The organism is Caballeronia sp. ATUFL_F1_KS39 (genome assembly GCF_023630985.1).
Lineage (GTDB): Bacteria > Pseudomonadota > Gammaproteobacteria > Burkholderiales > Burkholderiaceae > Caballeronia > Caballeronia zhejiangensis.
Genome location: NZ_JALQDZ010000037.1, coordinates 46,427 through 67,416, shown reverse-complemented (window position 1 = coordinate 67,416; position 20,990 = coordinate 46,427). Strand labels below are relative to the sequence as shown.

Sequence of the window (20,990 nt, the reverse complement as noted above, 5' to 3'; positions counted from 1 at the left end):
GCGTGCAAGCGCTGCGGCCGGGGGAGTCGTCATCATGTCGGAACAAACGGTATCGGCCGTCAGCGCCGATCAGCCTACTGCGCTCGATGCCCGCACTTTCTTCGCGATGCTCGCGGGCTTTTGCGCGAGTCTCGTCGCCATCGGCCTCGCGCGCTTCGCCTACACGCCGCTGATTCCGCCGCTGATCGAGGCGCACTGGTTCACGTCTTCCCAAGCGGTGACGCTCGGCGCCGCCAACTTCGCGGGCTATTTCGCGGGCGCGCTCTTCGGCCGCGCGATCGCCCATGCGCTCACGAATCGTCACGCGCTGCGGCTGCTCATGGCGATCGCGACGGTGGCCTTCTTCGCCTGCGCGTTTCCGCTGTCGATTGCCTGGTTCTTCGCGTGGCGGTTCCTTTCGGGCTTGTCGGGCGGCGCGATCATGGTGCTCGTCGCGACGACGATCCTGCCGCATGTTCCGCCCGCGCGTCGCGGCTTCGCGAGCGGGATGATCTTCGTCGGACTGGGCTTCGGCATCGCTGCATCGGGGACGCTGATTCCGAAGCTCCTTCATCACGGATTGCACGATACGTGGATGGGGCTCGGCGTGTTCTCGCTGATATTGACGGCGATTGCGTGGTTCGGATGGCCCGCGTCGAATCCTCCTGCCGTCGCAAAGCAAGATGCGGCAACGCATTCGAACCCGCACGGCAATACGCGTTTGCGCCTGCTGTATGGGCAATATGCGGCGAACGCGCTCGGCCTCGTGCCCGTGATGATCCTGCTCGTCGATTGCATCGCGCGCGGCTATGGCCGAGGCGCCGAAGTGGGCGCGAGCTATTGGGTGCTGTATGGCGTCGCGGCGATCTTCGGGCCGCTCGTCTGCGGCAATGCGGGCGATCGCATCGGCTTCGGCATGGCTTACCGTTTTGCGCTGCTGGTGCAGGCGTGCGCGGTGGCGTTGCTGGCTTTATCGGCGAATCCATATGTGATCGGTGTCGCGACGGTGGCGCTCGGCATCTCGACGACCGGCATCGTGCCCCTCGCGCTCGGGCGCGTGCATGAACTGCTGCCGCACGATCATACCGAGCAACGTGCGGCATGGAGCAGGGCGACGTCGGCGTTCGCGTTGTGTCAGGCGCTTGCCGGATATGGCTACTCGTTTCTGTTCTCGCATACGCATAACGATTACGCGCTGATTTTTGCGTGCGGAGCGTGTGCGCTGGCCGTTGCGTTCATTGCGGATATCGTCGTGAACCGCAAGCGCGCCGCGAGCTAATCGATGTGGCCGGAAGTCGAATCGTCCGCTTCGACTTCGGGGTCTGCGACGCTCAAGTCCTCGCGTCGATGATTGATGACGAGAAACACGCTCATCAGCGCGAGGAAGGCACCGACCAGCATCGCGGCATTGATGAAGACACGTTCATAGCCGAGCTCGGCGACGTTGATGAACGGATAGGGATAAAAGTCGGAGAGACGTCCGCGCCACAGCGTGATGCAAAGATAAGACAGCGGATAGACGAGCCAGAGCGCGCATCGTTTCAATGAAAGGTGAAAGCGCGGCACGAAGAGATACCAGTACAAGGCCGCGAGCGCGGGCACGATGGTATGCAGCGATTCGTTGACGAGCGCGCGATAGCCCGATGGTGTCCATAGATAGCGCAGCAACGCGTTATAAGCGATGCCGACGAACACGATATATACGACGACCGCCGTGACGACGGTCGGTTTGCGGAAGAAGCGCGCCAGGGGGAATCGCGCGCGTGTTGCAACGCAGGTGAAGCAGAACGCGGTCAGCAGCACGGTCAGGTTCGTCAGGTAGCTGCTCATGCGCGCGAGGCCGTCGAAGACGGTGAAGCCGCGATGGACGAGACGCGCGATGGTGATGTCCGTCTGCGCCGCGAACGCGAGCCACGCGATCATCGCGATGGCGGCGGCCAGCGCGAGCGATGCGGTGCTGGGCGTGTGAAGCGGCAACTCGGGTTCTTGCCGGAGAGGTTGGCGGGACGTGTTCGACATGACGCCATTTTACGTGCGCGCCAGGCGACTGCACCGACGATCGCGTCAGCCGTCACCGCGTGAAGCGTGGAAGGCCATAGATCCAGCCTGGCGCCCGTTCGAGACACGTCCGATTCTGGTGCACGGCAAACTCGACTTATAAGTATCCGTGCTTCGCCCTCGAGGAAATCCAGACATGATGTGGCGGGGATTTCCCGGATGCGCACAACAACGTTCGTCTCGCTTGGAAGTGCGGCGGGGCGCAATCGATACGCACGGAGTGCCTCGCCGCGACCCGCTCACCCGAGCCTGACAACCGCATCCCTCAACGCCGTCCTCAACCCTTCCTCGACCACCGGGTGATAAAACGGCATCCGCAGCATCTCATCGACCGTGAGCTTCATCTGCAACGCCCACGCCAGCAAATGCGCGATGTGTTCCGCATCCGGCCCAATCCATTCCGCCCCGACGAAGCGGCGGCTCGCGCGATCGACATACACATGCATCAACCCGCGATTTCTGAGCATCACGCGGCTGCGGCCTTGATCCTCGAAACTCACTTCGCCCGTCACGAACGACTCGGGCTTAAGGTCGACATGACGCGAGCCGACCATCGCAATGCCCGGATCGGTGAACGCAATTGCAATCGGCGCGCGACGCTCGACCGCTTCGACATGCGGATAACGCGCCGCATTCGTGCCCGCCGCGCGTCCTTCGTCGGCGGCTTCGTGAAGCAAGGGCAGCACGCCGTTCGCATCGCCGGCGATGAACACCGGATGAGCGCCCGCCTGCAGCGTGAGCGGATCGTAGACCGGCAGACCAACGTCATCGAGTGCAAGCGATGTATTGCTCAAAGCCAGCCCGCCGACATTCGGCTTGCGCCCGGCAGCGACGAGCACGTAATCAAAGGTTTCCTCGATCGACTCGCCCGCATCTGACACATAGCGCAAACGCACTTCATCTCCTTCGCGCACGGCGGCCTGCACTTGCGCAAACGGCTCGAAACGAAACGCTTCGCTGAACACACGCCCGGCATACGCACGCACATCGGGATCGGTGAAAGGCCCGACGCGCCCGCGCGCGCCCAGCAGCGACACACGCACGCCGAGCCGCGCCAGCGCCTGACCGAGTTCGAGGCCGATGACGCCCGCGCCGATCACCGCAACGCGCTTCGGCAAATCGTCCCACGCGAACACATCGTCGTTGATGATGGCGCGATCGCCGAGCGCGCGATACATCGACGGCATCACGGGACTCGACCCCGTCGCGATGACGATGCTCTTCGCCTGCACCTTCGTATCATCGCCCACTTGCAGCAGGTTATCGTCGATGAAGCGCGCGTAGCCGGTGAGCTTGTCCGCATCGGGCATCGCATCGACGCCCGCGACGACGAAGCTGACGAAACGATCGCGCTCGCGCTTCACGCGCGCCATCACTTCGTGCCCGTCGATGCGCAGCGCGCCATCGATATGCACGCCGAACGCCGCCGCGTGCGCCGCGTGATGCGCGGCATCGGCCGCTGCGATGAGAAGCTTCGACGGCATACAGCCGACGCGCGCACACGTCGTGCCGTGCGCGCCGCCTTCGATGAGAATCGCCGAAGCGCCCGCAGCCTTCGCCGCGCGATACGCCGAAAGTCCCGCGCTGCCCGCGCCGATGATGGCGACATCCGTATGGATCGTATTCATGATGAAGTCCCGAGTGATTGATGCAGTTGCGGATCATCATGAAGCGCGGCACGCAAAACGTGAATGCTCGTTCGTATCGCTTTTCTGCTCGATCGTCTCAACTCGCGACGCATCGAAGTGATGTATTCATCTAGACGTCTCATGCGCGTCACTATCTCGTCATGTTCGCTTCCTAGAATCTCCGGAACGTTTCAGCGCGCCATGTGAGCGCGCCCATCGAGGGAAGCTATGGACGCAATTCGCATCGAGCGTCTCACCAAGACGTTCCGGAATGGCCGCAAGGCGCTCGACTCCGTCGATCTGCGCGTGGAAGAGGGCGAGATGGTCGCGCTCATCGGCGCTTCCGGATCGGGCAAGTCGACGCTTCTGCGGCACATCGCAGGCTTCACGGCATCCGACCCCGCGCCGTCGCACGTCACGTTGCTCGGCCGCCCGATCCAGCAGAACGGCAGGATCGTGCGTGAAGTGCGCTCGATACGCCGCGACGTCGCCTTCGTGTTTCAGCAGTTCAATCTCGTCGGACGTCTTTCAGTGCTGACGAACGTGCTGATCGGCGCGTTGTCGCGCGTGTCGTTGTGGCGTCGTATGTCCGGGCGCTTTCCGCGCGACGAACGCTCGCTCGCGATGGATTCGCTCACCGCGATGGGCATCGGCGAACACGCGTTCGAACGCGCGAGCAATCTGTCGGGAGGTCAGCAGCAGCGCGCGGCACTGGCACGCGCGCTCGTGCAGCGTGCGCGCATCGTGCTCGCGGATGAACCGATCGCATCGCTCGATCCCGAATCGGCGCGACGCGTCATGGAACTCATGCAGACGCTCAATCGCGAGCGCAAGCTGACGGTCGTCGTGTCGCTGCATCAGATCGATGTCGCGATGAAGTACTGCCCGCGCACGATCGCGTTGCGCGATGGCCGCGTCGTCTTCGATGGCGCGAGCGAGCGTCTCACGCCCGAGGTGCTGCACAAGCTCTACGGATCGTCCGCCAGCGAACTGCTTGCGCATCACGTAGCGCGGACGCACGCCGCGGAACCTCAACTCAACGTCAACTCCTGGATCGCATCATGAAAAAATTTCTGGCCGGCGCCGCGCTCGCGTCTTGCCTGCTGACGCAATCCGTTCTTGCCGAGACGATCAACTTCGGCATCATCTCGACGGATTCGTCGGCCGCGCTCAAGCAACGCTGGCAACCGCTCATCGACGATCTGAACAAGCAGACCGGTCTCGACGTGAAGGCCTACTTCGCGACCGACTACGCGGGCATCATCGAAGCGATGCGCTTCAACAAGGTGCAGATCGGCTTCTTCGGCAATGCATCGGCGATCGAAGCGGTCGATCGCTCGAACGGCGAAGTCTTCGCGAAGGTGAAGTACAAGAACGGCGAAGCGGGCTATTACTCGCTGCTCATCACGAACGCGAACAGCAAGTGGAAATCGCTCGATCAGGTGCTGAAGAACACGAAGGAAATCAATCTCGGTTTCGGCGATCCGAATTCGACGTCGGGCACGCTCGTGCCGTCCTATTACCTCTTCGCGAAGAACGGCATCAACGCGAAGTCGTCGTTCAAGAGCGTGCTGCCGTCGAGCCATGAGGCGAACATGCTCGCGGTCGTCAACGACAAGATCGATGTCGCGACCAACAACACCGACATGCTCGACACCATCAAGACGCAACATCCCGAGCTGTATCCGAAGGTGCGCGTGTTGTGGAAGTCGCCGCTCATTCCATCGGACCCGCTAGTATGGCGTCGCGATCTGCCGCAAGCGACGAAGGACAAGCTGCGCAACTTCTTCGATCATTACGCGGAAAAAGACCCGCGCGAACAAGCGGTGATGACTGCGATCTCGGGCTATTCGGGCTTCGCCGATTCGTCGAACGCGCAACTCGTGCCGATTCGTCAGATGGCGCTCTTCCAGAAGAAGCAGCAGGTGCAGAACGACGCGCATCTCGACGACGCCGACAAGAAGGCGCAGATTGCCGCGCTCGATCAGAAGATCGCCGCGCTCGACACGACGGCGGCGAAGTAAATGAAGCCGCTCGACGTAACGACGTTCGAGGCCGGCATCGTGCGGCCCGTGCGGACGAGTGCACCGAAGCGCAGCTGGACATCGATGTTCGGCTGGATCGTCCTGATCGCCGTGCTGGGTCTGTCATGGCAGAGCGCGGACATGCGCCCGCTCGATCTGCTCGGCGCATCGGGCAACATGAGCCAGTTCGCGCGCGACTTCTTTCCGCCCGACTTCACGGAATGGCGCACGTACGTGCATGAAATGATCGTGACGCTCGCGGTCGCCGTGTGGGGCACGGCGCTCGCGCTCGTCTGCGCCGTGCCATGCGGGCTGCTATCGGCGCTGAACATCGCGCCCGTATGGATCTCGCAACCCGTGCGCCGCCTGATGGACGCGTGCCGCGCGATCAACGAAATGGTCTTCGCGATGTTGTTCATCGTCGCGGTCGGACTCGGGCCTTTCGCCGGCGTGCTCGCGTTGTGGGTTCATACAACAGGCGTGCTCGCGAAGCTCTTCGCCGAAGCGGTCGAAGCCGTCGATGCGCGGCCCCCCGAAGGCGTGCGCGCGACCGGCGCGAGCAGTCTCGATGAAATCGTCTACGGCGTGCTGCCGCAAGTGTTGCCGCTGTGGATTTCGTTCGCGCTGTATCGCTTCGAGTCGAACGTGCGCTCCGCGATGGTCGTCGGCATGGTCGGCGCGGGCGGTATCGGCGTCGTGCTGTATGAAGCGATCCGCTCGTTCAACTATGCGCAGACGTCGGCGGTGATGCTGATCGTGATCGCGATCGTGTCGATGATCGATCTCGCTTCGGGGTGGGTGCGCGAACGCGTGATTTGATTGCGCTTGCAACTATCGATGCCGAGCGCCTCATCAGGCGCTCGCGTCGTTTTCAGGCGTGGTTCGTACGCGCGAGCAGCGCGAGCAATTGCATGCCGGCGTCTGCGAGCATGCCCGAGTTGTCGATCTTCACGACGTGCGCGTGCGACGGCAGTTCGAAGGCCGGACGGCGCGCGAGACGCGCTTCGATCTGCCGGGCGTCTTCGCGTCCACGACGCGCGAGGCGCGCGGCAAGCACGGACGGCGCTGCATCGATATGCACGAAGCGCGCATGCGGATAACGTTCGAGCGCGAGTTCCGCATGCTGGCGCGAGCCGTTCACGACGACTGGCCTGCCGCGCGCGAGCCACGCATCCAGCTCGATGCCGATGCCATACCGCAGCCCGAGGCTTTCCCAATGCATCGCGAAGAGGCCGTATGACAGTCTCGAAGCGAATTCGTCATGCGAAAGGGCGATATGGTTCTCGCCGTCCGCGACCGCGCGCGTGATGTAGCGATGCGCGAACAGCACCTGTGCGCCGATGCGTTCGCGCGCGAAGCCGAGCAGCGAGTCCTTGCCCGCGCCTGACGGTCCCATCACGTAGATCAGTTTCGTGCTATCCACTTCGGTCATGCCACTTCCCGTGCGTTGTTGAACGGCAGGCGCTGCCATAGCGCGAACGGCGCGCCCGGCTGCGGCTCGGTGAAAAGCGCCGCGCCGTGCACCGGCAGCGGGCCGAGCGTATCGATGCGCGCCTTCCATTCCGACATGATCGACGCGCGCGCGTTCGCATCGTCGAGGGAATCGGAAAGGGTCATATGGAAGCGATATTCGTCGAGGACATACGGATAACCCCATTCGCGCAGCAGTTCGATCTGCCGTGCGCTCATGCCATCGACGATGCGCCGCTCGATGCTTTCCCGCGATGGCATCGTACGCAACGCGGAGAGCGCCTTCAGTGCGCTCGCGGCCAATGCTCGAAGGGTTGCGTCGTCGGCGGGCGCGGCGGGCCGTAGCGCGACGAAACGGCCCATTTCCGTGGGGCATACCGGCATCTCAAAGCGCGGCGTCGAACTGGCCCACGCACGCGCACATGCCAGCACGTCCGCGAGCTCGACACCCGGGGCCATATGAAACGGCGCGACGAGCGTCGCGTGCCAGCCGTAACGGCGCGGGGCGTGCGTCACGGCATGCGCGGGCGTCGCGGTTTCGCGGCCGCTCTCGGGATCGCGGCCGAGCCATTCGCAACCTTCGCGCCACCATGCGGAAGCGGCGGGCGGCGCATAGTAGAGCGCCACGCGCGGATGAACGGCGGCGCTCATCGATCGTGCTCGACCATCAATTGCACGCGATCCGCCGCGAAATGCGTGATGCCGTATTTGATCGGCACGCCGTCCTCGTCGACATCGACGTTTTCGACCCACAGCACCGGCTGCTGACGATTGATCTGCAAGCGCCGCGCCACGTCCGACGAAGGCAGCACGCTGCCGATGCGGCTCCATTTGCGCATGTAATCCTTTACGCCGAACGTCTCCAGCGCGGCACTGATGCCGCCCGCCGCTTCGATGACCGCGGGCAGATCGTTGAAGCGCGCGGCTGGGTACCAGTTGCGCGCATACGTCATCGGAATGCCGTCGGAGTCGTGGCGCGTTTCGATCTGATAGACGAGCGTGCCGGCGCGCACGCCGAGCGCCTTCGATACGGTCGGATCGGCCTTCACGCGCTCCGAACTCAGCACGACGCCAGCCGACGTGTGCTTCTGGCGGCGCAGATTCTCGGTGAAGCGCGTGCGCCGGCCGATCTGATAATCGATCGCGCCCGGCTGCACGAACGTGCCGCGCCCCTGCTCGACGCTCACGAGACCCGTTGCGGCAAGCCGCAGCATCGCGCGGCGAACCGTATGACGGTTCACGTCGAAACGCTTGGCGAGTTCCGCCTCGCTCGGCAGGCGTCCTTCGTCGCCGAAGCTCTTCGCGGCAATCTCGGCGGCGAGTATCTGCTCGATCTGCCGCCAGACCGCGACCCCCGCGCCGCGCTCCACGGCAACGCCAGGCGCCGCATTTTCGTTGGATGTCATTGCGCTGTCATTCCTGTCGGTTTGAATATCATTCTCCCGGATTGTAGTGCGCAACTCGTGATGGAAATGTGAAAGCCTCACTACACGACCAAACGTCTAGACGACTAGACTAGACAACGAGTAGCATGACGATGATCCGATCCTTCCAGACAAAGGGAATGCGATGAGTACTTCAATGGAGCCGCGCGCAACGCGAGGCCGCCGCGAATGGATGGCGGTGCTTGCCCGCACGCCGCGCGAGGCGCTGCAACATGCGCTCGAAGCGGCGCTCGAAGGCGCGCGGGTGCCCGACTACGAGTGGCTGCGCGCGCCGGATATCGGGCTTGCGATGGTGCGCGGGCGCATCGGCGGCACGGGCGATGCGTTTAACCTCGGCGAAACGACCGTCACGCGCGCCACGCTTCGTCTCATCGCCGATGACGGCAGCGCGCCGGTCGGTGTCGCCGTGCACATGGGGCGCGACAAGGAACGCGCGACGCTCGCCGCGCTCGCGGACGCCCTCCTGCAGATGCCGCGCTTCGCCGACAAGTTGCAGACGCAACTCATCGAGCCGCTGGCTGCGCGCATCGCAGATGAACGACGCCGCAAAGAAGCCGAAGCGGCCGCGACGAAGGTCGAATTCTTCACGATGGTGAGAGGCGAATGATGCGAATCGACATGACCACGCTCGTGCCCGGCTTCAACGACACGGTACACGACGCGCAACGCGTGTTCCGCGCATTGCTCGATGCGCTGTCGCGGCCCGGCAGCATCGTTGCGATCGATGCCGCGCTGCCGGACAACCATGCGATGCGCGATGGCCTCGCCGGGCGCGTGCCGCTCGCGGCGTTCGCGTCGCTGCTCGCGCTGACGGATTATTCGACGCCGGTTTTCATCGAGCGCGAAGACAACGTGCTTGGCGATGCGCTGCGCTTTCACGCGAGCGCGCGCTTGACGCGCGATCGCCGCGAGGCCGCATTCGTCTATATCGACGATGCGCGCGACATGCCTTCGCTCGATGCTTTCTCGCACGGCGAACCCGAATCTCCCGAGCATGCCGCGACGCTCTTTATCCATGTGCCGTCGCTGACCGAAGGCGAGCCGCTCGTGTGGAGCGGTCCAGGCATCGCGCAATCGCGCAGCGTCGCCATTGCGGGCCTGTCACGGGAGTTCTGGCGTCAGCGCGCGGCGCTCACGGCGCTCTTTCCTTGCGGCATCGATTGCTACTTCGTCGCGGGCGGCGCGCTCGTCGGCCTGCCGCGCACGACGCAAGTGGAGGTGAACTGATGTACGTCGCGGTCAAAGGTGGCGAACGCGCCATCGAACGTTCGTGGGACGTGCTCGCGAAGAAGCGTCGCGGCGATGTTTCCGTCCCCGAGTTGTCCGTCGCGCAGATTCGCGAGCAGATGCGTCTTGCCGTCGCGCGCGTGATGACGGAAGGCTCCGTCTACGATGAAGACCTGGCCGCGCTCGCGATCAAGCAGGCAGCCGGCGATCTCGTCGAAGCGATCTTTTTGCTGCGTGCGTATCGCACGACATTGCCGCGTTTCGGCTACACGCTGCCGATCGATACTGAAGCGATGTGTGTCGAGCGCCGCATCTCGGCGGCCTTCAAGGACATTCCCGGCGGACAGATGCTGGGCGGCACGTACGACTACACGCAACGCCTGCTCGATTTCACTTTGCTCGCCGAAGGCCAACAAGTTGCGAATGCAACTATCTCGGCGAAAGAGACGGACGCGAGCGCGATGCCGCGCGTGTTGTCGATGCTGGACAAGGAAGGCCTGATCGAGCAGGAACGCGCGCACGAGAACGCGCCCGAGCCGGGCGATCTTTCGCGCGAACCGCTGTCGTTTCCCGCCGATCGCTCGACGCGCCTGCAGAACCTCGCACGCGGCGACGAAGGCTTTCTGCTCGCGGTCGGCTATGCGACGCAGCGCGGCTACGCGCACAGCCATCCGTTTGCGGGCGAGATCCGTCATGGCGAAGTCGCGGTGGAAATGATGGTCGATGAACTGGGCTTTGCGGTCGAGATCGGCGATATCGACATCACCGAATGTCAGATGATCAATCAGTTCGCGGGCAGCGGCGATGTGCCGCCGACGTTCACGCAAGGCTATGGTCTCGCGTTTGGCCACTCTGAGCGCAAGGCGATGGCGATGGCGCTCGTGGATCGCGCGTTGCGTGCCGAAGAACTCGGCGAATCCGTCGGCTCACCGACGCAGGATCCCGAGTTCGTGCTGTATCACAGCGATAACGTGGAAGCATCCGGTTTCGTGCAGCATCTGAAGTTGCCGCACTACGTCGATTTTCAATCCGAGCTCGAACTGCTGCGCCGTTTGCGCGCCGCGCACGGTTCGGACGACAACGAGGAGGATGCGGCATGAACGCACTCACCGAAGGCTATAACTTCGCGTACCTCGACGAGCAGACCAAGCGCATGATTCGCCGCGCGTTGCTCAAGGCGGTCGCGGTGCCGGGTTATCAGGTGCCGTTCGCATCGCGGGAAATGCCGCTGCCGTATGGATGGGGCACGGGCGGCCTGCAGGTCACGTCCGCGATCATCGGTGCAAGCGATACGCTGAAGGTCATCGATCAAGGCTCCGACGAAACGACGAACGCGGTGAACATTCGCCGCTTCTTCGCGCGCACGGCGGGCGTCGCGACCACCACGCGCACCGCCGATGCGAGCATCGTGCAGACGCGTCACCGCATTCCCGAGACGCCGCTCACGGACAAGCAGATCATCGTGTATCAGGTGCCGATGCCCGAGCCGCTGTTCCGCCTCGAACCGCGCGTGACCGAGTGCAAGAAGCTGCACGCGCTCGCGGACTATGGCCTCATCAACGTCAAATACTATGAGGATATCGTGCAGCACGGCAGCATCGCGACGACCTACGATTACCCGGTGCTCGTGAACGGCCGCTATCTGACGTCGCCTTCGCCGATCCCGAAGTTCGACAATCCGAAGATGCACATGAATCCCGCATTGCAGCTTTTCGGCGCGGGCCGCGAGCGGCGCATCTATGCCATTCCGCCATATACGAAAGTGAAGAGCCTCGATTTCGAGGATCATCCCTTCAGCGTGCAGAAGTGGGAGCACGCGTGCGCGCTGTGCGGCTCGCACGATAGCTTTCTCGACGAGATGATCGTCGACGATCAGGGCACGCGCATATTCGTCTGCTCCGACAGCGATTACTGCCATAGCCGTCGCGACGACGAAGAGGTGACGCGATGAACGCACTCCTGAAAGCGACGCGCCTCACGAAGCGTTATGAAGGACGCGGCGGGTGCGTCGATGTCGATCTCGATGTTCATCCGGGCGAAGTGCTGTGCATCGTCGGCGAATCGGGATCGGGCAAATCGACGTTGCTGAATGCGCTCGCGTTGCGCAGCGACATCGACGGCGGTGCGCTCACCTACACGACGCGCGAAGGCGAAGCGCTCGATCTGCTGACGCTCGCCGAGCCGCGCAAGCGTCTTTTGTCGCGCACCGAATGGGGCTTCGTGCATCAGAACGCGCGCGACGGATTGCGTCGCAACGTATCGGCGGGCGCGAACATCGGCGAGCCGCTGATGGCGATCGGCGCGCGTCACTATGGCCGTCTGCGCGAGACGGCCGCCGACTGGATGAGCCGCGTCGAACTCGATGCCGCGCGCATCGACGAATTGCCTTCGGCATTTTCGGGCGGCATGCAACAACGTCTGCAGATCGCGCGTAATCTGGTGACGGGACCGCGCCTCGTGTTCATGGACGAACCCACCGCCGGCCTCGACGTATCGGTGCAGGCGCGTCTGCTCGACTTGCTGCGCACGCTCACGAGCAAGCTGCATCTCGCGGCCGTGATCGTCACGCACGATATCGGCGTTGCGCGTCTGCTCGCGCATCGGCTGATGGTGATGAAGGACGGGCGCGTCGTCGAAAGCGGGCTGACGGATCAGGTGCTCGACGATCCGCAACATCCTTATACGCAGACGCTCGTCGCGTCCGTGCTGCCTGTTTGAGGTTCGACCGATGACACACGATTCCTTCATCACCAACGACAAGCTGATGCTTCGCGCAATCGGCATCGAAAAGACTTTCACACTGCATCAGCAGGGCGGCGCGCGTATCGCCGCGCTGTCGGGCGTATCGCTCGATGTGGAACGCGGCGAATGCGTCGTGCTCGCGGGCGCGTCGGGCGCGGGCAAGAGCACGTTCCTGCGCTGCATGTACGGCAACTATCTCGCGACGCGCGGCACGATCGCGATTCGCGACGACAGCAAGTCCTCGCGTCATACGATGCTGACCGACGCCGCGCCGCACGAGATCATCCGGCTGCGCAACACGACGATGGGTTACGTGAGCCAGTTCCTGCGCGCGATTCCGCGTGTGTCGTCGCTCGATCTCGTCGCGGAGCCGCTCGTGTCGCGCGGCGTCGATGAAGACGAAGCACGTAAGCGTGCGAGCGCGTTGCTCGAACGCCTCAACGTGCCGCGCCGTTTGTGGACGCTCGCGCCCGCGACGTTCTCGGGCGGCGAGCAGCAGCGCGTGAACATCGCGCGCGGACTGATCGCGGCGCATCCGCTGCTGTTGCTCGATGAACCCACTGCGTCGCTCGATGCCGAAAACCGCGACGGGGTCGCCAATCTGATCGTCGAGGCGCGCGAGCAGGGCGCGGCGATCGTCGGCATCTTTCACGACGAAGACACGCGCGAGCGCGTCGCGACCCGCATCGTGCGGCTCGCATCGAGCGCGGCCATCGCTCATCAAACCGATTCCGGAGTGTTGCAGACATGCTGATAACAAATGCGCGCATCGTGACGCGCGACGAGGATTTCGTGGGCACCTTGCGCGTCGAGGACGGATGCATCGCCGACATTGCGCCGGGCAATACGGCGGCGCGCGAGGCGCACGACTGGGACGGGGATTATCTGTTGCCCGGCTTCGTCGAGCTGCATACGGACAACATCGAGAAGCATCTCGCGCCGCGCCCCGGCGTGCTGTGGAATCACGAAGCGGCGATCATCGTGCATGACGCGCAAGTGGCGTCGGCGGGCATCACGACCGTGTTCGATGCGCTCGGCGTCGGTTCGCGTCCCGAAGACGGCGTGCGCGGCCGCGAGCTTCAGGTGCAATGCGCGAAGTCGATCGGCAAGTTCGTCGCGCGCGATCTCTTGCGCGCCGATCACTTCCTGCATCTGCGATGCGAAGTCGGCACGACGGATGTCGTCGAAGTGTTCGACCTGCTTTCGTCCGATCCGCTTTTCCGGCTTGCATCCGTGATGGACCACACGCCCGGCCAGCGTCAGTGGCAGGATCACGAGAAGTGGCGCAAGTATCAGGAACGTCATGGCAAATGGAGCGACGAGCACGCGAAGAAAATCCTCGCCGAACTCGCGGATCATCAGGCGCGTTACGCGGCGAAGCATCGCGCGGAAATCGTCGCGCGCTGCAAGAGCCTGAACATCTCGCTTGCGAGCCACGACGACACGCTCGTCGAGCATGTCGAGGAAGCGGCGCGCGACGGCATCGCGCTCGCCGAATTCCCGACGACGCTCGAAGCCGCGCGCGCCGCGCGCGAACACGGCATCGCGACGATCATGGGCGCGCCGAACGTCGTGCGCGGCGGCTCGCATTCGGGCAACGTGTCGGCGCTCGAACTGGCGCACGAAGGGCTGCTCGATATCCTGTCGTCGGATTACGTGCCGTCGAGTCTGCTGATCGCGGTGTTCGATCTCGTCGCCAAGGCGGGCTGGTCGCTGCCGCGCGCCGTCGCGACCGTTTCGTGGGCGCCCGCGCACGCGGCGGGTCTCGCCGACCGCGGCGCGATCGCGACGGGCCTGCGCGCGGACTTCGTGCGCGTCGCCTCGGTGGACGGCCTGCAGGTGCCGCGCGAAACGTATCGCGCGGGGCGGCGCGTCTCCTGACTGTCCGCAGATTCGCTGCCTTTTGACAGCCACACGTCAGCGCTTCGTCATACGCGGGAAAGCCCGCGTTGACGAAGCGCAAACTTCTTCAGTACCCTCACTCGCGAGTTCGCTATGTGAATCGGTGTTCGTCTAACGAACTTTTCTCCGATTTCCATGCGGTTTGACCGGGGTTCGCTGCTCGCACGACAACAACAAGAACGGCGGCGGGAAGCGGTTTCAGTTCCGGGACGCGGCCTTGCGAGGCGCGCGCCCATCACCGAAAAGGGAATGAAGTGAGTAGAAGTCCTGCCGTGAACGTACAGACGTTCATCAACGAGCATCCGTTCTCGCCGTTTCAGTGGCTCATCTTCGTGATGTGCTTCGTGATCGTGCTGCTGGACGGTTTCGATACCGCCGCGATCGGCTTTATCGCGCCGTCGCTCGTCGCCGAATGGCATATCAGCCGTCCGGCGCTCGCGCCCGTCTTGAGCGCCGCGCTGTTCGGCCTCGCCGCGGGCGCGCTGTTGTCCGGGCCGCTGTCCGACAAGCTCGGCCGCCGCGCGATGTTGCTTTCGTCGGTGCTGATCTTCGGCGTCGCGTGTCTCGCGTCGGCGTTCTCGGCCGACCTCACGCAATTGACGACGCTGCGCTTCATCACCGGCCTGGGGCTGGGCGCCGCGATGCCGAACGCCGTCACGATGATGAGCGAGTTCTGTCCGGACAGCCGCCGCGCGACGCTCATCAATCTGATGTTCTGCGGCTTTCCGCTCGGCGCGGCGTTCGGCGGCTTTCTCGCCGCGTGGATGATTCCGCAGTTCGGCTGGCGCAGCGTGCTGATGCTCGGCGGCATCGCGCCGCTCGTGCTGTCGGTGCTGTTGATCGTCACGTTGCCGGAATCGGTGCGCTACATGGTGGCGAAGTCGAAGCCCGTCGAGAAGATTCGCGCGACGCTCGCCCGCATTTCGTCCGACGCGATGAACGCCGGCTCGTTCTTCATGACCGAGGCCGCGCCCGCCGCGACGGGACAGAGCGGCATCAGCGTGGTGCTGTCGCGCTCGTATCTCGTCGGCTCGATCATGCTGTGGCTCACGTATTTCATGGGCCTCGTGATCTTCTACGCGTCGATCAACTGGATGCCGATTCTGCTGAAGGAATCGGGCCTGCCGCCGCAAAAGGCGACGCTCATTTCCGCATTGTTCCCGCTCGGCGGCGTCGGCGCGGTGCTGTGCGGCGTGCTGATGGACAAGTTCAACGCGAACCGCATCATCGCGGCGTGCTACGCGCTGACCGCCGTGAGCGTGTATCTGATCGGCCAGGCGGCGGGCAATGTCGGCATGCTCGTGCTCGTCGTGTTTGTCGCGGGCGTGCTGATGAACACCGCGCAATCGTCGATGCCCGCGCTCGCCGCGGCGTTCTATCCGACGCAAGGGCGCGGAACGGGCGTCGCGTGGATGCTCGGCATCGGGCGCTTCGGGGGCATCGCGGGATCGTTCCTCGTCGCCGAGCTGACGCGTCTGCATTTCACGTTCGGCGGCATCTTCGCGACGATCGCGGTGGCGGGCATCGTTTCGGCGGTCGCGCTGCTCATCAAGCAGGCCGCGCATCCGCAAACGGCGATGGCGAGCGACCTGAAATCGACAGGGCCGGTCGGGCACTGAAGCAGCATGGACCGACGCCCCGCATGACTTCGGTCATGCGGGGCGTTTTGCTTTGTGCGCCGCGTTCCGCGCCTCAAGATTCGACGCGCCTTGCCGTTAAATTGCACGCAGCTTTCGATAACGACGCGGCGTCGCACCCGCTCACGCAAACGTAAAATCGCCCGCGATCGGAAGCCGCAAAGCGAGCGCCTGCCCCGGCGTGTCCATCGGCTATTACAACCAGATCGTGAAAAAACTTTCTTTCAAGACCAAGCTCATGAGCATCGTGGGCTTCGTATGGCTCAGTCTGATTCTTCTGTGCGCGCTCAACGCGATCTCCACGAAACATTCGCTGATGAACAACCGCGAAGGCGCGCTCGCCGAACAGGTTCAGTCGGCGGCGAGCGTCGTCAGGTTCTATGTGAAGCAGGCGCAAAGCGGCGCGCTGCCCGAAGACGAAGCGAAGAAACGCGCGATCGCGAGCGTGCGCGCGATCCGCTACGGCACGAGCGGCTATGTCGGCATCATCGATTCGAAGATGTGGCAGGTGCTCGATCCGCCGCGTCCGCACTCCGAGGGCAAGATCAACGATTTCGTCGATAGCACGGGCAAGCACTTCACCGCTGAGATCGTCAAGCACGGTCTCGACGGCTCGCATATCACGACGTATTCGTATCCCAAACCGGGCGAGCAGGAACCGCTGCCCAAGGTCACGTACGGTGATTACGTGCGCGAATGGGACTGGCACGTCTACACGGGCGCGTGGATCGACGACATCGATCGCGCCTTCCATGCCATCGTGCTCAAGTCGCTCCTGCTGATCGGCGTGATCGGCGCGGCGCTGACGGTCGCGATGACGCTCATCATCCGCGGCGTGCTGAAGAGCATCGGCGGCGACCCGCGCGATGCGGCCGTCGTCTGCCAGCGCATCGCGGCCGGCGATCTCGCGCAGACCGTGCAAGTGCAGCGCGGCGACGATTCGAGCCTCATGCATTCGATGCACACGATGCAATCGCGCCTCACGCAGACGATCGCGCAGATCAAGCTCGTCGCGGACGGCATCACGGCGGCGTCGCGCGAAATCGCGGACGGCCATCACGATCTTTCGTCGCGCACGGAAGAGCAGGCCGCGTCGCTCGCGCAAACGGCGTCGAGCATGGAAGAGCTCACGTCGACCGTGCGTCTGAACTCCGATAACGCCGGCGAAGCGTGCCAGCTCGCGGCGAGCGCATCGTCGACGGTGGAAAGCGGCAGCGGCGTCGTGCTCGGCGTCGTCGCGACGATGGACAAGATCGCGGGCAGCTCGGAGAAGATCGTCGACATCATCGGCGTGATCGAAGGCATCGCGTTTCAGACCAACATCCTCGCGTTGAACGCGGCCGTCGAAGCGGCGCGTGCGGGCGAGCACGGGCGCGGCTTCGCGGTGGTCGCATCGGAAGTGCGGGCGCTCGCGCAGCGCTGCGCGGCGGCCGCGAAGGATGTGAAGACGCTCATCGACGAATCGGTGACGAACGTCACGGCGGGGCAAGACCTCGCGCAGCAATCCGGCGACACGATGAAGCAGATTCTCACGTCCGTTTCGCGCGTGACCGACATCATGAACGAGATCTCGTCGGCGTCGACGCAGCAGACGCAGGGCATCGAGCAGGTCGGCGTCGCGATCGTGCAGATGGACGCGGTCACGCAGCAGAACGCCGCGCTCGTCGAACAGGCGACGGCCGCCGCCGCCGCGCTCGCGACGCAGGCCGAAGAGCTGAAGCGCGCCATCGCGGTCTTCAAAACCTGACACGAAGACGCGAAGACGTTGGCGAATCGTCAGACCGTGGCATGTCGCGTGCTGACTCCTGACGTGCGAACGGCCGCTCGCGTGAAGCGCGGCGGCCAGCAGGCAGAACAAGCCGTGAGCATCGCATTTCGCAACCGCCAACAGGAGTCTTCGATATGAAACGTTTCGCCCTTTCCGCCGCTGCCGGCGCTTTCGCGCTGGTGTGCGCGTCCGCTTTCGCGCAGGACAATCCGCCGAGCTCGAACACGGGCCTGCAGGCCGGCGACAACGCGCAGACCACGACGCAGCCCGCGCAGCCGAACGCGCACGCGCACAAATCGACGCATTCGAAGAAGACGCACAAGAGCACGATGAACTCGGGTCCGTCCACGCAACCGGGCGGCACCGCGACGCCGAGCGGTCCGGGCGCGCCGGTCAGCGCGAGCGGCTCCGGCCAGTAAAGCGCGCTGCAATGACAAACGGGACGTCGCGCGGCGTCCCGTTTTTTATTTCGCGAAGAGCGACGACATATCGGCGAACGCTTTGATCTCGACGGCATTGCCCGACGGATCGAGGAAGAACATCGTCGCCTGTTCGCCGACTTCGCCCTTGAAGCGCACATGCGGCTCGATGATGAAGCGCGTGCCCGCCGCGCGCAGCTTGTCGGCGAGCTCGTTCCACTGCGGTATGGACAGCACCACGCCGAAGTGGCGCACCGGCACGGCGTCGCCATCGACCGCGCTCGTCGTGCGATGTCCGCATTCCTCCGGCGCGAGATGCGCGACGATCTGATGGCCGTAGAAATCGAAATCCACCCATGCGTCGGAGCTGCGGCCTTCCGGGCAGCCGAGCAGTTCGCCGTAGAACTCGCGCGCGGCCGCGAGGCTATGAACGGGAAACGCGAGATGGAACGGCGGCATGGCGTGCTGGGTCGTGCTCATGGAGTTGAGTCCTTCAATCGACGTTCATGGGAACTGGAACGAAAGTTTATTAATAAATATTTGTGTTGAAAAACGATATATTTCTGGAGTCAGCCCAAATATTTTCGATGAATCGACATGCTGCGCGAACTCCGGACTTTCATCGCGGTGGCGCGCCACGGCACTTTCGCGGGTGCCGGTGCGCAGATCGGCCTCACGCAATCGGCCGTGAGCGCGCAGATGCAGCGCCTCGAAGCGCATCTCGGCGCGAAGCTGTTCGACAGGACGGGCCGCTCCGCGACGCTCAACAAGGCCGGCAAGCGCACGCTCGAACTCGCCGATGAACTGATCGCGCTGTACGCGCGCCTCGCTGAGCCGGAAGGCGAGGACGGGCGCGGCGGCTCGCTTTCGGTGGGCGCGATCGCGTCGGCGCATGCGGCGCTTTTGCCCGATGCCATCGGCGCGTTCCGGCGCATGCTGCCGGCGTGGCGCATCCGGCTCGTGCCGGGCGTGTCGCTCAATCTGCTCGCAAGCGTCGATGCAGGCGAGATGGACATGGCCGTGATGATCCGCCCGCCGTTTTCGCTGCCCGCGGAGCTGCAATGGCGCACGCTCGCCGTCGAGCCGTTCGTGCTGCTCGTACCTGCCGCGAAGAAGGGCGCCGACTGGCGCGCGCTGATCGAATCGGAGCCGTTCATCCGATACGACCGGCGCTCGTTCGGCGGCCGGCAAGTCGACATGTTTCTGACGAAGCGCCGCATCGCCGTGCGCGATTCGATCGAGGTCGACGAGCTGCCGGGCATCGCGCAACTGGTGGCGCGCGGGCTGGGCGTGGCGCTCGTGCCGGTATCGGACGGCATCGGCGCGTGGCCGCGCGGCGCGGTCGCGCTCGATCTCGGCGGCGACACGTTTCATCGCGAGATCGGGCTTGTGGAGCGCGCGCGGCGCGTGCGCGCGGACGAGCCGGATGCGGCGGCGCGCCTCGCGGGCTGCATCGTCGAAGCGGCGCAGCGCGGCGGGCCGATTGCGGCCGTCAAACGCGCGCGCAGGCGCAACGCGTCCTAGAATGCGTGGCAGGTGCGTTACCTGTGGGGAAGCCAATGGATGACGAGCAGCCCATCGGCGACGCGAAAGCGCGTCTCGCGGATTCGTCGCTGACGATCGTGCAAGCGCTCGTGCAGCGCGTGCAGGCCGTGCTCGCGTGGCTCGATCGCGTCGATCCGGGCACGCATCGGCGCATCAAGGGATTGCGGCTCGTGACCGCGTACGGGCTGGCGGCGGCGCTCGGCGCGCTGCAGGACGTGACGCAAAGCGTGCCGGCGGGTGTGTCGGTGGGCGCGCTCGCGGGCGGCTTCGCGCTGTGGGCGAGCGTGTCCGAGGCGCGCACGACGCGTTTCGAGTCGAGCCGCGATCTCGTCATTCTGTGCGTCGCGGCTGCGTTCGGCGCGTTCACCTTCACGTTTTTTGCGCCGATGCTACGTGAAACCGGACGCGGCGGCGCCGAGCTGATTCTCGTGACGGGCGCGTTCCTCGCGGGCTATCTGAAGCGCTTCGGGATGACGGGCGCGGGCGTCGGCTCGCAGCTCTATATCGGCCAGCTCCTCGCTTACGGGATGGATCTGCGCCCCGGCGATTCCTGGGCGATCCTGCTCGCGTTACTGATCGGCATGCTCGCGGCGATCGTGCCGCGCGTGCTGAGCGGACCGGCCGAGCATCCGGTCGTGCTGCCCGCGCTGGCGTCGGAGCCCGCTTACGGTCGGGACGCGATCTCGCCCGCCTTCGCGATGGGTCTGCAGGCGGCGTGCGGCGCGCTCGTCGTCGTGGCGTTGAATCGCCTGTTCGGGCTCGCGGAATCGGCGTGGGCGATCACGGCTTGCGTGTATGTCGTCGCGACGTCGGCGGTCGGGACGGCGGAGCGCGTACGGCGGCGCATCTACGGGACGCTTGTCGGCGTGCCGATCGGCATCGTGTGTCTGCCGCTCGCGGAACATTGGCCGCTCGTCGTGTGGATTCTGTCCGCGTTCGCGATGATCGCCTATGCGATGGCGCTGCCGGAGCGATACGACATCGCGTGCGGCGCGTTCGCGTTCGTGCTCATCGTGACGCTCGCGGCGAGCGGCGTGCATTCGCTCGAACTGCTGACGGCGCGCGCGTGGGAAACGCTGCTCGGCGGCGCGCTGGGGCTGATCGCGTCGCGGGTGATTTTTCCGTTGCGGGTGGTGAGGGCGTGAT

At 64.5% G+C, this 20,990-nt stretch carries 22 protein-coding genes; 16 read left to right on the top strand and 6 right to left on the bottom strand.

Annotated elements, in window-relative coordinates:
- Positions 1 to 34 precede the first annotated feature (34 nt).
- A complete protein-coding gene (locus NCR93_RS19410; protein WP_175982847.1) occupies positions 35 to 1,258 on the top strand; it encodes a YbfB/YjiJ family MFS transporter in 1,224 nt (407 codons plus the stop codon).
- Here NCR93_RS19410 and NCR93_RS19405 read toward each other — a convergent pair.
- Positions 1,255 to 1,998, bottom strand: coding sequence for a Pr6Pr family membrane protein (locus NCR93_RS19405; protein ID WP_175982848.1), 744 nt, complete (start codon positions 1,996 to 1,998; stop codon positions 1,255 to 1,257). The genes NCR93_RS19410 and NCR93_RS19405 overlap by 4 nt on opposite strands.
- Before the next feature lie 278 nt (positions 1,999 to 2,276).
- On the bottom strand, positions 2,277 to 3,665 hold the full coding sequence (locus NCR93_RS19400) for a dihydrolipoyl dehydrogenase (protein ID WP_175982849.1): 1,389 nt from the start codon (positions 3,663 to 3,665) through the stop codon (positions 2,277 to 2,279).
- Between the two features lie 228 nt (positions 3,666 to 3,893).
- Here NCR93_RS19400 and phnC point away from each other — a divergent pair, with 228 nt between their 5' ends.
- The 3 genes from phnC to phnE all read left to right on the top strand — a co-directional run bounded on the left by phnC (position 3,894) and on the right by phnE (position 6,508).
- Positions 3,894 to 4,730: a phosphonate ABC transporter ATP-binding protein gene (phnC, locus tag NCR93_RS19395; protein WP_175982850.1), complete on the top strand. Its 837-nt coding sequence runs from the start codon at positions 3,894 to 3,896 to the stop codon at positions 4,728 to 4,730.
- The gene (gene phnD / locus NCR93_RS19390; RefSeq protein WP_008354376.1) at positions 4,727 to 5,689 is read left to right on the top strand and encodes a phosphonate ABC transporter substrate-binding protein; all 963 of its coding nucleotides are present in this window, start codon (positions 4,727 to 4,729) and stop codon (positions 5,687 to 5,689) included. The genes phnC and phnD overlap by 4 nt, the downstream gene beginning before the upstream one ends.
- Positions 5,690 to 5,773: 84 nt before the next feature.
- Positions 5,774 to 6,508, top strand: a complete 735-nt coding sequence (phnE, locus tag NCR93_RS19385; protein ID WP_239295411.1) for a phosphonate ABC transporter, permease protein PhnE — start codon at positions 5,774 to 5,776, stop codon at positions 6,506 to 6,508.
- A 52-nt stretch (positions 6,509 to 6,560) separates the two neighbouring features.
- Here phnE and phnN read toward each other — a convergent pair whose 3' ends face one another.
- The 3 genes from phnN to phnF are packed head-to-tail and all read right to left on the bottom strand — an operon-like array spanning position 6,561 to position 8,565.
- Positions 6,561 to 7,121, bottom strand: coding sequence for a phosphonate metabolism protein/1,5-bisphosphokinase (PRPP-forming) PhnN (phnN, locus tag NCR93_RS19380; protein WP_008354378.1), 561 nt, complete (start codon positions 7,119 to 7,121; stop codon positions 6,561 to 6,563).
- Positions 7,118 to 7,810, bottom strand: coding sequence for a DUF1045 domain-containing protein (locus NCR93_RS19375; RefSeq protein WP_175982853.1), 693 nt, complete (start codon positions 7,808 to 7,810; stop codon positions 7,118 to 7,120). The genes phnN and NCR93_RS19375 overlap by 4 nt, the downstream gene beginning before the upstream one ends.
- Positions 7,807 to 8,565: a phosphonate metabolism transcriptional regulator PhnF gene (gene phnF / locus NCR93_RS19370; protein ID WP_175982854.1), complete on the bottom strand. Its 759-nt coding sequence runs from the start codon at positions 8,563 to 8,565 to the stop codon at positions 7,807 to 7,809. Before phnF ends, NCR93_RS19375 begins: the two co-directional genes overlap by 4 nt.
- Positions 8,566 to 8,728: 163 nt before the next feature.
- Between phnF and phnG the strand changes: the two genes are divergently transcribed.
- From phnG to NCR93_RS19315, 10 genes are all read left to right on the top strand, one after another.
- Positions 8,729 to 9,211: a phosphonate C-P lyase system protein PhnG gene (phnG, locus tag NCR93_RS19365; protein ID WP_034473491.1), complete on the top strand. Its 483-nt coding sequence runs from the start codon at positions 8,729 to 8,731 to the stop codon at positions 9,209 to 9,211.
- The gene (gene phnH / locus NCR93_RS19360; RefSeq protein WP_175982855.1) at positions 9,208 to 9,831 is read left to right on the top strand and encodes a phosphonate C-P lyase system protein PhnH; all 624 of its coding nucleotides are present in this window, start codon (positions 9,208 to 9,210) and stop codon (positions 9,829 to 9,831) included. The genes phnG and phnH overlap by 4 nt, the downstream gene beginning before the upstream one ends.
- Positions 9,831 to 10,931: a carbon-phosphorus lyase complex subunit gene (locus tag NCR93_RS19355; protein ID WP_008354383.1), complete on the top strand. Its 1,101-nt coding sequence runs from the start codon at positions 9,831 to 9,833 to the stop codon at positions 10,929 to 10,931. Before phnH ends, NCR93_RS19355 begins: the two co-directional genes overlap by 1 nt.
- Complete coding sequence (locus NCR93_RS19350; protein WP_175982856.1) at positions 10,928 to 11,782, top strand: alpha-D-ribose 1-methylphosphonate 5-phosphate C-P-lyase PhnJ; 855 nt, start codon at positions 10,928 to 10,930, stop codon at positions 11,780 to 11,782. Before NCR93_RS19355 ends, NCR93_RS19350 begins: the two co-directional genes overlap by 4 nt.
- The gene (gene phnK / locus NCR93_RS19345; protein ID WP_008354386.1) at positions 11,779 to 12,549 is read left to right on the top strand and encodes a phosphonate C-P lyase system protein PhnK; all 771 of its coding nucleotides are present in this window, start codon (positions 11,779 to 11,781) and stop codon (positions 12,547 to 12,549) included. Before NCR93_RS19350 ends, phnK begins: the two co-directional genes overlap by 4 nt.
- Before the next feature lie 10 nt (positions 12,550 to 12,559).
- A complete protein-coding gene (gene phnL, locus NCR93_RS19340) occupies positions 12,560 to 13,327 on the top strand; it encodes a phosphonate C-P lyase system protein PhnL (protein ID WP_175982857.1) in 768 nt (255 codons plus the stop codon).
- On the top strand, positions 13,321 to 14,454 hold the full coding sequence (locus NCR93_RS19335; protein ID WP_008354389.1) for an alpha-D-ribose 1-methylphosphonate 5-triphosphate diphosphatase: 1,134 nt from the start codon (positions 13,321 to 13,323) through the stop codon (positions 14,452 to 14,454). Before phnL ends, NCR93_RS19335 begins: the two co-directional genes overlap by 7 nt.
- 275 nt (positions 14,455 to 14,729) lie before the next feature.
- Positions 14,730 to 16,094: an MFS transporter gene (locus NCR93_RS19330; RefSeq protein WP_008354390.1), complete on the top strand. Its 1,365-nt coding sequence runs from the start codon at positions 14,730 to 14,732 to the stop codon at positions 16,092 to 16,094.
- A 226-nt stretch (positions 16,095 to 16,320) separates the two neighbouring features.
- Positions 16,321 to 17,859, top strand: a complete 1,539-nt coding sequence (locus tag NCR93_RS31940; protein ID WP_175982858.1) for a methyl-accepting chemotaxis protein — start codon at positions 16,321 to 16,323, stop codon at positions 17,857 to 17,859.
- A 155-nt stretch (positions 17,860 to 18,014) separates the two neighbouring features.
- Positions 18,015 to 18,299, top strand: coding sequence for a hypothetical protein (locus NCR93_RS19315; RefSeq protein WP_008354392.1), 285 nt, complete (start codon positions 18,015 to 18,017; stop codon positions 18,297 to 18,299).
- A 45-nt stretch (positions 18,300 to 18,344) separates the two neighbouring features.
- On the opposite strand, the gene NCR93_RS19310 is transcribed toward NCR93_RS19315, so the two are convergent.
- Positions 18,345 to 18,779, bottom strand: coding sequence for a VOC family protein (locus tag NCR93_RS19310; RefSeq protein ID WP_008354393.1), 435 nt, complete (start codon positions 18,777 to 18,779; stop codon positions 18,345 to 18,347).
- Positions 18,780 to 18,896: 117 nt separating this feature from the next.
- Here NCR93_RS19310 and NCR93_RS19305 point away from each other — a divergent pair, with 117 nt between their 5' ends.
- Positions 18,897 to 19,823, top strand: a complete 927-nt coding sequence (locus tag NCR93_RS19305; RefSeq protein WP_008354394.1) for a LysR family transcriptional regulator — start codon at positions 18,897 to 18,899, stop codon at positions 19,821 to 19,823.
- 35 nt (positions 19,824 to 19,858) lie between these two features.
- Positions 19,859 to 20,989 (top strand): FUSC family protein, encoded by a 1,131-nt coding sequence (locus NCR93_RS19300; protein WP_175982859.1) that lies wholly within the window; start codon positions 19,859 to 19,861, stop codon positions 20,987 to 20,989.
- Position 20,990 lies beyond the last annotated feature (1 nt).

What these genes read in the sequence shown, in the direction of transcription:
- NCR93_RS19410 (WP_175982847.1), top strand. Translation starts at nt 35, where the DNA reads ATGTCGGAACAAACGGTATCGGCCGTCAGCGCCGATCAGCCTACTGCG.
- NCR93_RS19405 (WP_175982848.1), bottom strand. Translation starts at nt 1,998, where the DNA reads ATGTCGAACACGTCCCGCCAACCTCTCCGGCAAGAACCCGAGTTGCCG.
- NCR93_RS19400 (WP_175982849.1), bottom strand. Translation starts at nt 3,665, where the DNA reads ATGAATACGATCCATACGGATGTCGCCATCATCGGCGCGGGCAGCGCG.
- phnC (WP_175982850.1), top strand. Translation starts at nt 3,894, where the DNA reads ATGGACGCAATTCGCATCGAGCGTCTCACCAAGACGTTCCGGAATGGC.
- phnD (WP_008354376.1), top strand. Translation starts at nt 4,727, where the DNA reads ATGAAAAAATTTCTGGCCGGCGCCGCGCTCGCGTCTTGCCTGCTGACG.
- phnE (WP_239295411.1), top strand. Translation starts at nt 5,774, where the DNA reads ATGTTCGGCTGGATCGTCCTGATCGCCGTGCTGGGTCTGTCATGGCAG.
- phnN (WP_008354378.1), bottom strand. Translation starts at nt 7,121, where the DNA reads ATGACCGAAGTGGATAGCACGAAACTGATCTACGTGATGGGACCGTCA.
- NCR93_RS19375 (WP_175982853.1), bottom strand. Translation starts at nt 7,810, where the DNA reads ATGAGCGCCGCCGTTCATCCGCGCGTGGCGCTCTACTATGCGCCGCCC.
- phnF (WP_175982854.1), bottom strand. Translation starts at nt 8,565, where the DNA reads ATGACATCCAACGAAAATGCGGCGCCTGGCGTTGCCGTGGAGCGCGGC.
- phnG (WP_034473491.1), top strand. Translation starts at nt 8,729, where the DNA reads ATGAGTACTTCAATGGAGCCGCGCGCAACGCGAGGCCGCCGCGAATGG.
- phnH (WP_175982855.1), top strand. Translation starts at nt 9,208, where the DNA reads ATGATGCGAATCGACATGACCACGCTCGTGCCCGGCTTCAACGACACG.
- NCR93_RS19355 (WP_008354383.1), top strand. Translation starts at nt 9,831, where the DNA reads ATGTACGTCGCGGTCAAAGGTGGCGAACGCGCCATCGAACGTTCGTGG.
- NCR93_RS19350 (WP_175982856.1), top strand. Translation starts at nt 10,928, where the DNA reads ATGAACGCACTCACCGAAGGCTATAACTTCGCGTACCTCGACGAGCAG.
- phnK (WP_008354386.1), top strand. Translation starts at nt 11,779, where the DNA reads ATGAACGCACTCCTGAAAGCGACGCGCCTCACGAAGCGTTATGAAGGA.
- phnL (WP_175982857.1), top strand. Translation starts at nt 12,560, where the DNA reads ATGACACACGATTCCTTCATCACCAACGACAAGCTGATGCTTCGCGCA.
- NCR93_RS19335 (WP_008354389.1), top strand. Translation starts at nt 13,321, where the DNA reads ATGCTGATAACAAATGCGCGCATCGTGACGCGCGACGAGGATTTCGTG.
- NCR93_RS19315 (WP_008354392.1), top strand. Translation starts at nt 18,015, where the DNA reads ATGAAACGTTTCGCCCTTTCCGCCGCTGCCGGCGCTTTCGCGCTGGTG.
- NCR93_RS19310 (WP_008354393.1), bottom strand. Translation starts at nt 18,779, where the DNA reads ATGAGCACGACCCAGCACGCCATGCCGCCGTTCCATCTCGCGTTTCCC.
- NCR93_RS19305 (WP_008354394.1), top strand. Translation starts at nt 18,897, where the DNA reads ATGCTGCGCGAACTCCGGACTTTCATCGCGGTGGCGCGCCACGGCACT.
- NCR93_RS19300 (WP_175982859.1), top strand. Translation starts at nt 19,859, where the DNA reads ATGGATGACGAGCAGCCCATCGGCGACGCGAAAGCGCGTCTCGCGGAT.